The 12,915-nt window shown below is 64.0% G+C and carries 8 protein-coding genes; all 8 read right to left on the bottom strand.

All coding sequences use genetic code 11. The features are described 5' to 3' along the window. Nucleotides 1-8: 8 nt before the first annotated feature. A complete protein-coding gene (locus CHB73_RS05075) occupies nucleotides 9-1,025 on the bottom strand; it encodes an alpha-hydroxy-acid oxidizing protein (protein WP_089272759.1) in 1,017 nt (338 codons plus the stop codon). A 32-nt stretch (nucleotides 1,026-1,057) separates the two neighbouring features. After that, nucleotides 1,058-3,220 (bottom strand): L-lactate dehydrogenase (quinone) large subunit LdhH, encoded by a 2,163-nt coding sequence (gene ldhH, locus CHB73_RS05070; RefSeq protein ID WP_089272757.1) that lies wholly within the window; start codon nucleotides 3,218-3,220, stop codon nucleotides 1,058-1,060. 3 nt (nucleotides 3,221-3,223) lie between these two features. Beyond that, nucleotides 3,224-3,850, bottom strand: coding sequence for a LutC/YkgG family protein (locus tag CHB73_RS05065; RefSeq protein ID WP_089272754.1), 627 nt, complete (start codon nucleotides 3,848-3,850; stop codon nucleotides 3,224-3,226). 640 nt (nucleotides 3,851-4,490) lie between these two features. After that, nucleotides 4,491-6,200, bottom strand: a complete 1,710-nt coding sequence (locus CHB73_RS05060) for an L-lactate permease (RefSeq protein ID WP_089272752.1) — start codon at nucleotides 6,198-6,200, stop codon at nucleotides 4,491-4,493. A gap of 216 nt (nucleotides 6,201-6,416) precedes the next feature. Next, entirely contained in the window at nucleotides 6,417-7,637 is a 1,221-nt protein-coding gene (locus tag CHB73_RS05055) for an acetate kinase (protein ID WP_089272750.1), read from the bottom strand. Between the two features lie 8 nt (nucleotides 7,638-7,645). Continuing rightward, complete coding sequence (gene pta / locus CHB73_RS05050; RefSeq protein ID WP_089272748.1) at nucleotides 7,646-9,748, bottom strand: phosphate acetyltransferase; 2,103 nt, start codon at nucleotides 9,746-9,748, stop codon at nucleotides 7,646-7,648. Nucleotides 9,749-9,979: 231 nt separating this feature from the next. Then, nucleotides 9,980-11,275 (bottom strand): (Fe-S)-binding protein, encoded by a 1,296-nt coding sequence (locus CHB73_RS05045; RefSeq protein ID WP_089272746.1) that lies wholly within the window; start codon nucleotides 11,273-11,275, stop codon nucleotides 9,980-9,982. Between the two features lie 10 nt (nucleotides 11,276-11,285). Beyond that, nucleotides 11,286-12,665, bottom strand: a complete 1,380-nt coding sequence (locus CHB73_RS05040) for an FAD-linked oxidase C-terminal domain-containing protein (RefSeq protein WP_089272744.1) — start codon at nucleotides 12,663-12,665, stop codon at nucleotides 11,286-11,288. Between the last annotated feature and the right edge of the window lie 250 nt (nucleotides 12,666-12,915).

Here is a 12,915-nt window from a genome sequence, read left to right as displayed (position 1 = left end):
GCACCTCCTTACGCGTTCTGGAACAGCACCCTGGCGTCCACATCGGCCACGCTGTTGCAGCCGGTGAGGATCATGGCCTGCAGCAGTTCTCCGCGCAGTTGGTCGAGATACTTGCCCACGCCCTCCCGCAGGCCGCCCATGGCGGCGATGGCCACCGGACGCCCGATCATCACGGCGTCCGCGCCAAGAGCCAGCATTTTGAGCACATCGCCGCCGGAGCGCACGCCGCCGTCGGCCAGAATGGCGATCTGCCCCTTCACCGCGCGGGCCACAAGCGGCAACACCTCGGCCGTACCGGGGGTGTGGTCCAGCACGCGGCCACCGTGGTTGGAGACCACAATGCCCGCCGCGCCCGCGTCCACGGCGCGCTTGGCGTCGTCCGGGGTCATGACCCCCTTGACGATGAACTTGGCGTTCACGTGGGCGATGATGTCCTTGAGCTTCTCCACCGGTTTGGGGCCCACCGGACGGCCCATGAGGCGCAGGGTGACCAGCCCGGCCGCGTCGATGTCCATGCCCACGACAGGGGCTCCCGTGGCCACGGCGCGGTCGAGCTTTTCAAAGAGTTCCTTGTCCTCCCAGGGCTTGATGAACGGAATGCCCGCTCCGCCAAGCGCCTGGATGGCCGCGAAGCCGGTCTCGTGGATGAAGGGGGGCACGCCGTCGCCGGTGCAGCCCACCACGCCCTTGTCCACGCAGCCGCCCAGAACGGCGTCGAGGTAGTCGCCCTCGGTGATCTTGCCGCCCATGTTGAAGCTTACCCCACCGATGGGCGCGGCCAGCACCGGCATGGCCAGCTTCAAACCGAGCACTTCCGTGGCGGTGTCGGGCTGTTCCGCCCCATGCATGAGCCGCATGTTGAAGCGCAGGTTGGCGAGCGCCCCCACGTTGTTCATGAACGACGAGCCCGTGCCAAGGCCGCCCATGCCGGGCACCTCGCCCGCGCAGGCCTTGCCGTTGCACACCGGGCACACCTTGCAATAGCCTTCCATAAGCTCGCGCGCGTGCTTGCGAACGTCCTTCATGCCGTCATCCTCCTGAGGGGTGCGCCGGGCCGCTATTTCAGACGCTCGGCCAAGGCCTCGGCCACGTGCGCCACACGAATGGAGCTTCCCTTGGCCTCAAGCCCGCCGCGCAGTTGCATGATGCAGCCCGGACAGTCTGTAAGCAAAAGTTCTGCCCCGGTATTCTCCACATTCGCAAGCTTTTTCTTCAGCAGCTCGGCCGAAAGCTCCGGGAATTTCATGGAATACGTACCGCCAAAACCGCAGCAGACGTCCTCTTCCTCGGAAGGCGCGTAATCAAGCCCGGCAATGCCCATGAGGGCGCGCGGGGCTTCGGTGACGTGCATTCCCCGGCACAGGTGGCAGGGCGAATGGTAGGTGGTTTTCTTGCCGTCGCCGCGGAACTCGTCGGGCGACACGTGCAGGACATCGTGCGCAAAGGAACTGAAGTCGATGACGCGGTCGGCGAACTGCCGCGCCTTCACGCCCAACGCGGGGTCGTCGGCCAGGATGTCCGGGTAGCCGTGCTTCAGGTGGGAGGCGCAGGAGGCGCACAGGGTCAGGATGTAGTCGCAACCAGCCGGATCGAACGCGGTCACGTTCTGCACGGCCACAGCGCGGCTGGCATCGCGTTCGCCCATCATCTGCACGGGCAGCCCGCAGCAGGACTGGTCCATGGGGAAGACCACCTCGACGTTGTGCTTGGCCAGCAGCTTCACCGCGGCCTCGGCCTGCTCGGGGTATACGAAGTCCTGCACGCAGCCGCTGAAGAGCGCCACCTTGAACTTCGGGTTCGCCACCTTGGGCTTGATGGACTCGAAACGGTCGCGGAAGGGGGTCTCGGCGATGGCGGGCAGCGCACGGAAGCCCTGGTCCTTGGCGAAGATCATGGGCAGGTGCCGCAGGTACGGCGTGCCCCCGGTGATGGGCTTCTGCACGGCCTTGGCCGAACGCAGCAGAGCGTGAAAGAGCTTGCGGCTTTTCAGCACCTTGCCCAGAAGCTGGCTCTGGAGCGGGTGGCCCTCCTCGTCCTGGATGCGCGCATGAACCTCTTTGATGAGCCGGGGCAGGTCGATGCCGCCAGCGCACACGGCCTTGCAGGCCCCGCAGTTAATGCAGTTCTGCACCAGGTTCTTGGCCTTGTCGCGGCCATGATAGAAGTAGGTCAAGATCAGGCCGATGGCGCCGATGTAGATGTGGCCGAGCTGGTGCCCGCCCACCAGGCGGTACACAGGGCACACGTTGGCGCAGGCCCCGCAGCGGATGCAGCGCAGCACCTGGGAAAAGAGCGGATCCTTGGCCAGGGCGCGGCGGCCGTTGTCCAGGAACACCACATGCATTTCCTTTTTGTCGCAGGGACCGCCCTGGCATTCGGCTTTGCACTCGTTCGCGCCGCTGATGAAGGACACGTACGAGGTGATGGCCTGGCCGGTGGCGTTTCTGGGCAGGGCCTTGATGACCCGCAGGGCGTCGGCGATGGTGGGGGTGAGCTTGTCCAGGCCCACCAGGGCCACATGGACGCGGGGCAACGTGGTGGTGAGACGCCCGTTGCCCTCGTTGGTGCAAATGGCGATGGTGCCGGTTTCGGAGATGGCGAAGTTGCCGCCGGAGATGCCCATGTCGGCCTCGGCGAACTTGCGCCGCAGCTCGCGCCGAGCGACCTTCACCAGCTTCTGGATGTCCACCTCCTGCTTGTGCCCGGTCACGTCGCTGAAGAGATCCGCCACCTGATGGCGCGAAAGGTGGATGGCGGGCATGACCATGTGGGTGGGGCCTTCGTGCCTGAGCTGGATGATCCACTCGCCCAGGTCCGTCTCGGTGACCTCAAGGCCGAGATCCTCCAGGTGATGATTGAGCAGGGTCTCCTCGGCGGTCATGGACTTGGACTTGATGATGCGCTTGACCCCGGCGTTCTGGGCGATGCGGCCGATGATCTCGTTGGCCTCGCGCGCGGTCTTGGCCACGTGCACCGTAACGCCCTGCGCGCTGGCGTTCCTGGTGAACTCGGCCAGGAGTTCGTCCATGCGCCCCATGGCCTCGTCCTTGGACTTGGCGATGTCGGCGATAAGCCCTTCCACATCCATGCCCTTGAAGGCGTTGGCCCGGGAAGCGCGGTACGCCACGGCGAACTTGTCCATGGCCTCGCGCAGGAACTCGTTGTGCAGCGCGCCGGTAAGCTCGCCCTTGTACTGTTTCATATCGCGTGCGTTCTGCATGGCCTAGTCCTCCAAAAGCAGGATGTGCAATTCAAGGGGTCCGTGCACGCCAATGGCCAGCACGCGCTCGATATCCGCCGTGCGGGACGCGCCCGTGACAAATGCGACGTAGGCCGGGCCGTTCGTGCTCATGGACCGGATGAGTCCCTCGGCCTCGAAGCTGGTCTCGCGCAGGGTGCTGGTCTTGAGCACGCACACGTGGACTTCGCACAGCATGGTGGCGAGCCGCAGCTCCTCGCTGCCGGAGTTGAGCAGCAGGGTGCCGGTTTCGGCTATGCCCGCATCCGCCACGGTGAATCCGATGTCCACCCCGCCCAAATGGCGGCGCATCCCGGAATCCAGGCAGTGGATGCCGCGAGACTCGCACTGGGCCTTGAGAACAGCGAAGTCCTCGGCGGAAAGGGCCGGAGCCACCACCACCTTGCCCGGCTTTGCGTCGCACAGCGCGCCCGCCGGGGCGGAGAGCTCGGACTCGCAGCCGCTCATGAGGATCTGGCAGGCGTCCTTTTTCTCACAAATGTCCACGGTATAGGCCAAGGCCTCGGCCATGTCCTTCACCGGCGTAACCACGGCCGAAACCAGCCTCGCCTTTTCGGCGAACAGTTCCGCCAGTTTTTCGGTGTCGCTCATATGCGGCTCCTCGTTAACGGACCCTACGAAAGCCCGTGCTTGAGACGGGGGCGCTCTCGCTGCCACCCTCGCCTTTTGTGTCGACCCGCCAGGGGTAGGGGGTCGGAAATTTTTCGGGAAAAGGATTCCGAAGAACCCGCTCCCATGTCTAAATCCCCAGAAGGTTCATGCCGGCCGACCCAGCACGAAAAGAATCTTCTCCTGCGCCCTGGGGAACATCGTCGGGAATCTCCAGACGCAGCCCACGCCAGGCGTGAACACCAATCGGCTGATGCAGGATCCTCTGGCGCAGGCTGTTGGGCATCGGCGCATCAAAGGCGGCCAGGACGCGGCAAACACACTGCGCTTGTTCAAACCGCCGTTTCCAAGAGCCAAGAGACGTGACGGCTCCGAAGGCGTTCCTGCCCAAACCGGCTTGGCCCAGTCAACTGCTCCGCCACAAGGCGCCCTGCTCCCGCCAGGAGACCCCTTTCTTCGACCTGCGCCTGCAATTCGGCGGCATACCTGCTCCACCTTGATTCACGGACGGAAATGCAGGGGGTCAAGCGAAGAAGGGAGAATGGGGCGATGTGGCGCTTGCACTCCTCTGTCGAAAATGGGGGGCGGAGCGATGCCCCGCCCCCCACACAACACCTTGGACTTAGAACAGGTTGGCGTACGGCCCGAAGCTGAGCACCGTGGCAATGATGCCCACGACGACTCCGTAGAGGACAAAGGGCCAGAAGGTACGCTTCAGGATCATGCCTTCGCGGCCGATCAGGCCGGTAACGGCGCAGACGGCAACGATGTTGTGGATGCACACCATGTTGCCCATGGCGCCGCCGACAACCTGGGCCGCCACGATGATCTGGCGGGGCAGCTGCAACTGCTGCGCAACGCCCCACTGGAATTCGGCGAACAGAAGGTCCGAAACGGTGTTCGACCCGGTGATGAACGCGCCAAGGCCGCCCACGTAAGAAGCAAGCATGGGCCAGGCGTTGCCCGCGAACGCGGCCACGGTCTTGGCCATTGCCAGGGGCATGGAGGGGTAGCTGTTGGGGTTCAGCGCAATGTCGGCCACGCCGGAACCGCGGAAGATGGACACCAGGGCCACCGCAGCGAACAGCGCGATGGTGGGGGCCTTCATCTTGGCGATGGATTCGGTCCAGGCCTTCTTCACCGCATCGCCCTTCATGCCGTGCAGCACAATGGTCAGCAGGGCGACCAGGGTGAAGGGAACGGTGCCGGGCAGGTACAGGTAGTCGATGGAGGCGGAAACGCCCTTGTAGCCGAGAATGTCGTTGAAGGGGAGCTTCTGGGCGGACAGGAAGCCCTTCAGGCCCAATTCGGGAATACGGGTCAGCACCAGGATGACGCCGATCAGAATGTAGGGCAGCCACGCCATGAACTGGCTCATGTGCGGCTTGAATTCAGTGTTGGTGCTGGTGGCGATGGAGCCGGTCCATGCCGCTTCCCAGGTGGACTGGGGGCCGAAGTCCCAGGTGTCCTTGGGCACGCAGAAGCCCTTCTTGGCGCCTGCCACAATGATGCCAAGACCCACAAGGCCGCCGATCATGGACGGGAATTCGGGGCCCACAAGCCAAGCGAAAACCAAGTAGGGCACGATGAAGGCCACGGCGGAGAACACACAGAACTTCCAGGCGGCAAAGCCTTCGCTCCACGACTTCTTCTGGCCGTAGAAACGGGTGAGAAAGCCCAGCATGAAGATGGGCAGGATGAAGACCATGGGTCCGTGCATCACAGTGGCCCACTGGCCGATGACCTTGGCGAAGGAGCCGAAATCGGTGAAATTGAGTGCGACGCCGGAGGCGACGGCCTCCGTGGTCAACGGGGCAAGGAACTTCAGGCCGATGAGAATGGGGGTACCCACCGCGCCGAACGACACGGGGAAGGAGTTGAACACAAGGCAGATGACGGCTGCGGCCAGCGGCGGGAAGCCCAGCGAAAGCAGCAGCGGCGCGGCTAGCGCGGCGGGCGTGCCGAAACCGGCGGCGCCTTCGATGAAGGCCGCGAACATGTAGCCGATGATGATCGCCTGCACGCGTTTGTCTCGGCTGATGTTCTGCATTCCGTACTGGATGGTTTCCATGCCGCCGGAATACTTCAGGGTGTAGAGGATGACGATGGCGCCGAACACGATGATCAGCACGCCGACGGCGGTGACCAGACCTTGCAGCGACAGGGCGGCGATGTACCCCGGCGGCAGGTTCCAAGCGCCGATGGCGCCGAGTACGCAGACAAGCCAGGCCAGGGGCATGGCGCGGGTGGACGGCCAACGCATGCCGACCATGAGCACCAAAGCCACGAGTATGGGCAACAGTGCCACCAATGCAAGCAGTTCCATTGACATAAAAGACGCTCCTCCTCTTGTTGTGCGTGCCCCCCCCGGAGTGCACCCGCCGGGTCTGGGATAGGTTTGGAAGTGCCGCAGGGGGTTGCACCTCCCCCACGGCACTGTTCTACCGATTGATTCTTTTCAGAGGCCCGGCCATCGTCGCGGGCATGTCCGCCCTTGCGATTGAAGGCCTGACCACGCAAGCCGCACCATCAACTCCGCTGTCCATGCTTATCCCTTTGCGCCGGGGGCGAGCACCTCGGCGGTCTGCCTGGCGATCTCCAATTCCTCGTTGGTGGGCACCACAAGCACCCGCACCGGGCTCTGCGGCGCAGAAATGTCCCGTGCGCCGCGCTCCGGGGCCAGGTTGCGCTCCGGGTCCAGCTTAATGCCGAGGTGCTCCAGTCCCCGGCAGGAAAGCTCGCGCGCAACGGGGTCGTTCTCCCCGATGCCCGCGGTGAACACGATGGCGTCCACCCTGCCGAGAACGGCCAGGTAGGAGCCGATGTACTTGCGGTTGCGGTAGCCGAACATATCCAGGGCAAGCCTGGCCCGGGCATCGCCCTGGGCCACGGCCTCGTGGATGTCGCGCATGTCGTTTTTGCCGCAGATGCCCTTGAAGCCGCTCTGCTTGTTGGTCAGCTCGTTGATCTCCGCAATGGAGAGCCCCTTTTCCGCGCCAAGAAGCGGGTAGATGGCCAAGTCGGCATCGCCGCAGCGCGTGCCCATGATGAGCCCCTCAAGAGGGGTGAGGCCCATGCTGGTGTCCACGCTCTTGCCGCCCTGCACGGCGCACATGCTGCTGCCGTTGCCCAGGTGCACGGTGATGAGGTTGGTCTCCTCCGGCGCCTTGCCAAGGAAGCGCGCGGCCTCCTTGGAGACATAGGAGTGGGAGGTGCCGTGGAACCCGTAGCGGCGCACCTTGAGCTCTTCGTACAGCTCATACGGCAGGGCGTACATGTAGGCGCGAGGGGGCATGGTCTGGTGGAACACGGTGTCGAACACGGTGACCTGCGGCACCTTGGGGAACAGGTGGCGCGCCACGCGGATGCCCGCCAGGTGGCCGGGGTTATGCACGGGCCCCAGGGGAATGAGCTTGGTCAACTCGTCCACCACGCGGTCGTCCACCACGCAGGAGGCGTTGAAGATGTCGCCGCCCTGCACGATTCGATGGCCGATGGCCTCGATCTCGTCCAGGCTCTTCACCACACCCCGCTCCGGGTGCACGATGAGGTCGATGACCAGATGCATTCCGGCCTCGTGGTCGGCGATGGGCTGGGAAAGGGTGACCTTTTCCTCGCGCTCGGTGCCGGGTGCGGCCTTGTGGGTCAGCACCCCCGTCTCCTCGCCGATGCGCTCCACCGCGCCGGAGCACAACACCGTCTCGGTGCGCATGTCGAGCAGCTGGTATTTGATGGACGAGCTGCCGGAATTGATGACAAGAACGTTCATTGAAACCTCTAGGCTTTGACTGCCTGGGCCTGAATGGCCGTGATGGCCACGGTGTTGACGATGTCGGGGATGGTGCACCCGCGGGACAGATCGTTGACGGGCTTGTTCAAGCCCTGGAGCACGGGGCCGATGGCCACGGCCTGGGCGGAGCGCTGCACCGCCTTGTAGGTGTTGTTGCCGGTGTTCAAGTCGGGGAAGATGAACACCGTGGCGCGGCCTGCGACCTGGCTGTCGGGCATCTTGGTCTGCGCCACATTAATGTCCACGGCGGCATCGTACTGGATGGGGCCCTCGATGAGCAGTTCGGGCGCGCGTTCGCGGGCGATGCGCGTGGCCTCGATGACCTTCTCCACATCCTGGCCCTTGCCGGAACTGCCGGTGGAGTACGACAGCATGGCCACGCGCGGCTCGATGCCGAAGATGCTCGCGGTATGCGCGCTGGACAGCGCTATCTCCGCCAGCTCCTCGGCCGTGGGGTTGGGGTTCACGGCGCAGTCGCCGTAGACCAGCACGCGGTCCTTCAGGCACATGAGGAACACGCTGGACACGATCTTGGCGCCGGGCCGGGTCTTGATGATCTCGAAGGCCGGGCGAATGGTCTGCTGGGTGGTGGTCACCGAGCCGGAAACCATGCCGTCCGCGTGGCCCTTGTAGACCATCATGGTGGAGTAGTAGGTGGGATCGAGCATACGGTCGCGGGCGTCTTCCTCGCGGATGCCCTTGTGCTTGCGCAGGTCGAAGTAGGTCTTGACGTAGTCGTCGTAATTGGGGCTCTTGCCGGGGTCGATGATCTGCACGCCTTCAAGCTCCAGTCCGAACTGGCTCATGCGGGTGCGGATCTCCGTCTCGCGGCCCAGAAGCGTCACGTCCACCACGCCGCGCCGCAGCAGGATGTCCGCCGCGCGCATGATGCGCTCGCCCGTGCCCTCGGGCAGGACGATGTGCTGCTTCCTGCTCTTGGCCTTCATGATGAGGCTGAACTCGAACATCTTGGGGGTGACGGTGCTGGGCTTGGCGGCCACCAGCTTGGTCCGCAGCTCCGAAAGGTCCACATGCTCCTCGAACACGCGCAGGGCAGACTGGATCTTGTTCTGGTCGGAAGGCTCGATTCGGCCGTACAAATCGTACAGAATACGCGCGGTCTTGTAGGTGTGCCCCTCGGCCACCAGGATGGGGATGGGCGCGCCCACCCAGCCTTCGATGAGCTTGCGCACGGAGGAGGAGGGTTCAAGCCCGCCGGTGAGCAGGATGCCGGAGATGTCCGGATAGTTGGTGGAAAGCCGCGAGGCCAGGCTGCCCAGGATGATGTCGCTGCGGTCGCCGGGGGTGATGACCAGGCTGCCGCGCTCCAGATAGTTGAGGAAGTTTCCCAGCTGCATGGCGGCGATGACGTAGTTGTCCACCAGATTGCTCGTCATGTCCGCGCCGTAGAGCACACGCGCATCGAGCCACTTCATCACGTCGGCCACGGTGGGCTTGCCGAGCTTGGCTTCCTCGGGAATGACGTAAATGGGGAAGCATTCCGGACAGCGAATCTTCTTTTTGAGCTCCTCCACCATGCCGGAGCCGTCCGAATCCTCCACGCGGTTGATGACCGCGGCCAGGATGTCCAGCCCCTTGTCCTCGAAGGATTCAATGGTCAGCAGGGCGCTGGCCACGATCTCGTCCTGGCTCTTCTTCTGCCCGTTGCATACCAGCAGCACAGGGCAGCCCAGGTTGGCGGCGATGTCGGCGTTGATGTCGAACTCGAAGGCCGAATCCGTTCCGAAGAAGTCCGTGCCCTCGCAAAGAATGAAGTCGAAACGGCCCTTGAGCGAGTTGAAGTCGCTCAAAATCTTTTCAAGCAGGGCCTCGTGCTGGCCCATGTTGATCATCTCCCGGGCCTTCTGCATGGTCATGGAGTAGGCTTCCGAATAGCGCATGTCGAGATTGAACTGGCTCATGACGAGATTGATGTCATGATCCTTGGCGCTCGCCTCTGAGGAGGAGATGATGGGCCGGAAAAAGGCCACGCGCTGGATATCGCGCGAGAGAAGCTGCATGAGCCCCAGAACAATGGCGGACTTGCCGCTGCGGGGCTCGGTTCCGGTAACGAAGAGAGTGTCAGCCACGGTACTGCTCCTTGATTGTGTCGCTCGCCTATAAGGTCTTCCGGCGCCGGGGCTCTTGAGGGGGCTCAGAGGGGGATGGGGGCCTCCCCGGCGCCGGAAGTGAACCTCTGTATCGTGCCTCTCCCCCCGAGAACCGCATCGCTCCGCGACCGTTCTTAGAGGAGATTTCCCCGAACGAAAAGTCCTGTCGGGGCCGCGCGTTGGCGAACGCGGATCGTCTGCGACCCAGTCCTAGTCCGGCAGGCACTCGGCGTAGAGCTCCATGGGGTGCTTCACGCTCACGCGGTCGCCGTTCCGAGAAAGCATGTCCGATATCTGCATCATGCAGGCGGGGCAGCCAGTGGCCACAACCTGCGCGCCGCTGTTCTTGATGTTGTCGCGCTTCTGCTGGCCGATCTTCGCCGACATGTCGGCGTGGGTCAGGGTGAAGCTGCCGCCGCAGCCGCAGCAGGTGTCGGCTCCGGCCATTTCCTTGAGCTTGTAGTGCGCGTTCATGGACAGCACCGCGCGGGGCTGGGCCGAAACCCCCAATGACTTCTTGAGGTGGCAGGGGTCGTGCACGGTGACCTCCACAGCGTCCCCGGCGGGCGCTGGCGGGGTAAGGCCCAGCTTGTCCACAACAAAGGCGTTCACGTCCATCACCTTGGCCGAAAGCGCCTCCACAGCCTTTTTCTCGGCCTCGCTGAAGCCCTTGGTCATGGTCGGCCAAATCTTCTTCATGGTGGATGTGCAGGTGGCGCAGGGGGTCACCAGATAATCGAACTCGCCCTTGGCGAAGGCGGCAAGGTTGAGGCGCACCAATTTTTCGTAGCTCTGCATGTCGCCGGAGGACAACGCAGGAATGCCGCAGCAGGCCTGACCTTCGGGCATGTACACGCCCACGCCGTGATGCTTGAGCACCTTGAGCGAGGCGTGCGCGATGCGCGGGAAGATCTTGTCCGCCATGCAGCCGGGGAAAAACGCCACCTTGAGCCCGCTCTTGCCGGGCTTGGTGTCCAGGCTGGGCACCTCCTTGTGCAGGGGCGTCTTGGCCAGCAGCATCAGGTGCCGCTCGCCCAGCATGGGCTCCAGGAACTTGGAGCAGGAAGAGCCCACGATGTCGTTGACCGGGCTGGTGAACAAGCCCTGAAACTTGGAAGCGAAGGACAAAAGGTTGTTGAACAGTCCGGGCTTGGTGAGCATTCCCCGGAAGATGAGCTTCTTGACCGGGGGCAGGCCCATGTAGCCGGTGAGGATGGTGCGCGCCTTGAGGAAGATGTCCAGGGCCTTCACGCCGCTGGGACAGTTGGCCTGGCACGAGCCGCACAACAGGCAGCGGTTGACCTTCTCCTGCACGCCCTCCGGGTTCTTGACCATCTCATGGGCGAGGCCTTCCAGCAGGGCTATCTTGCCGCGCGCCACATCGGCCTCGCGTCCGGTCTGGCCATAAATGGGGCACACGGCCTGGCACATGCCGCAGCGCATACAGGTGACGAGCTGATCATCCAACTCGCCCAGCAGCCGAAGCAGTTCTTTCATGTCGCTCATGGCGTCTCCCCTACTCCCCGATGATCTTGCCGGGATTCAGAATGCCCTTGGGGTCCACGGCCTTCTTGAGGTGGCGGGAGAACAGGATGGTGGCGCGGCTGGTCTCCTTCTCCAGGTACTTGCTCTTGGCCAGGCCGATGCCGTGCTCGCCCGAAAGGGTGCCGCCGAGGGAGAGCGCCACGTCGAATATCTCGTCGATGGCCTCCTCCACGCGCTTCCATTCCTCGGCGTTCCTGCGGTCGGTGAGGATGGTCGGGTGCAGGTTCCCGTCGCCCGCGTGGCCGAAGGTGCCGATGGTGAGCTTGTATTTCGCGGCGACGGAGTCCAGGGCGTGCATCATGGCCGGTATCTTGCTGCGGGGCACGGTGGCGTCCTCCAGCACGGTGGTGGGAGAAACGCGGGCCAGGGCGGAAAGCGCCGCACGGCGGGCCTCCCACACCTTGTTGCGCTCCTCGGCGTCCTTGGCGACCTGAATGCGCACGGCGCCCTGCCGCCGACAGATGGCTTCCACCTTTTCGGCTTCGTCCGCGACTTGGCCGGGGTGCCCGTCCACCTCGATGAGGAGCAAGGCTTTGGCGTCCACGGGCAACCCGGCCTTGGCGAAGTCCTCCACCGTGCGGATGGTGAAGTTGTCCATAAGCTCAAGGGTGGCGGGCACGATCTTGGCGGCGATGATGGCGGCCACGGTCTCCGAGGCCTTGGACATGTCGTCGAACACGGCCATCATGGCCTTGGCGGCCAGCGGCGGCGGAACCAACTTCAGGGTGATCTTCTCGAACACGCCGAGCGTGCCCTCGCTGGCCACCATGAGGCCGGTAAGGTTCAAGCCGGAGACGCACTTGACCGTGCGCGAGCCGCTTTTCACCAATTCGCCGTCCACGTCGAAAAAGTCCACACCCATGACGTAGTCCTTGGTGACGCCGTACTTGAGGCCGCGCAGGCCTCCGGCGTTCTCGGCCACGTTGCCGCCAAGGGTGCTGACGGCCTGGCTGCCGGGATCCGGCGGGTAGAACAGGCCGCGCGCGGCCACCTCGGCCGCGAACTTGGCGGTGATGACGCCCGGCTCCACCACGGCGTACAGGTCGGCCTCGTTGATCTCAAGGATGCGGTTCAAGGCGTTGGTGAGGATGACCACGCCGCCCTGCTTGGGGATGGTGCCCCCGGAAAGATTGGTGCCGCTGCCGCGAACCGTAATGGGCAGTCCGTTGTCGTTGCAGAGCTTGACAACGCGGCCCAACGCCTCGCGGGTCTCCGGCCGGATCACCACGCCCGGGAGCACCGGCTCCAGCACTGCGGCGTCGTAGGCGTAGGAGAAGCGGTCGCTCTCGCCCTCCATGACGTTGTCCTTTCCGACAAGGGCCTCGAATTCCTTCTTCAGCGCATCGTTCATGGCTGCTACTCCTCGGATGTGGCTTCGGCGGATACGGGGGCCGCCTCTTGTTACACCATAGGCAACTTACGTGCCGAAATCATCAACCAACCGATTACATTGATAATCCCATAAAAATCGCGAGTTCTGGAGAATCGCAGGCCCTTGCTGGTCCATTTTTCCGGACATGGCCTGAAGCGCTGGGGTGCCCTGTGCTTCCTGAAATCACAGGAAACCAGGGTGGGGGGGGGAACCGGGGCGCGTTTCTGGA

Source organism: Humidesulfovibrio mexicanus (assembly GCF_900188225.1).
GTDB lineage: Bacteria > Desulfobacterota > Desulfovibrionia > Desulfovibrionales > Desulfovibrionaceae > Humidesulfovibrio > Humidesulfovibrio mexicanus.
The sequence above is the reverse complement of the archived record's forward strand: the minus strand, read 5'-3'. Positions and strand labels throughout refer to the sequence as shown.

Excerpts from the sequence above, each read along its gene's own strand:
- CHB73_RS05075 (WP_089272759.1), bottom strand. The coding sequence starts at position 1,025 with ATGAAGGACGTTCGCAAGCACGCGCGCGAGCTTATGGAAGGCTATTGC.
- ldhH (WP_089272757.1), bottom strand. The coding sequence starts at position 3,220 with ATGCAGAACGCACGCGATATGAAACAGTACAAGGGCGAGCTTACCGGC.
- CHB73_RS05065 (WP_089272754.1), bottom strand. The coding sequence starts at position 3,850 with ATGAGCGACACCGAAAAACTGGCGGAACTGTTCGCCGAAAAGGCGAGG.
- CHB73_RS05060 (WP_089272752.1), bottom strand. The coding sequence starts at position 6,200 with ATGTCAATGGAACTGCTTGCATTGGTGGCACTGTTGCCCATACTCGTG.
- CHB73_RS05055 (WP_089272750.1), bottom strand. The coding sequence starts at position 7,637 with ATGAACGTTCTTGTCATCAATTCCGGCAGCTCGTCCATCAAATACCAG.
- CHB73_RS05045 (WP_089272746.1), bottom strand. The coding sequence starts at position 11,275 with ATGAGCGACATGAAAGAACTGCTTCGGCTGCTGGGCGAGTTGGATGAT.
- CHB73_RS05040 (WP_089272744.1), bottom strand. The coding sequence starts at position 12,665 with ATGAACGATGCGCTGAAGAAGGAATTCGAGGCCCTTGTCGGAAAGGAC.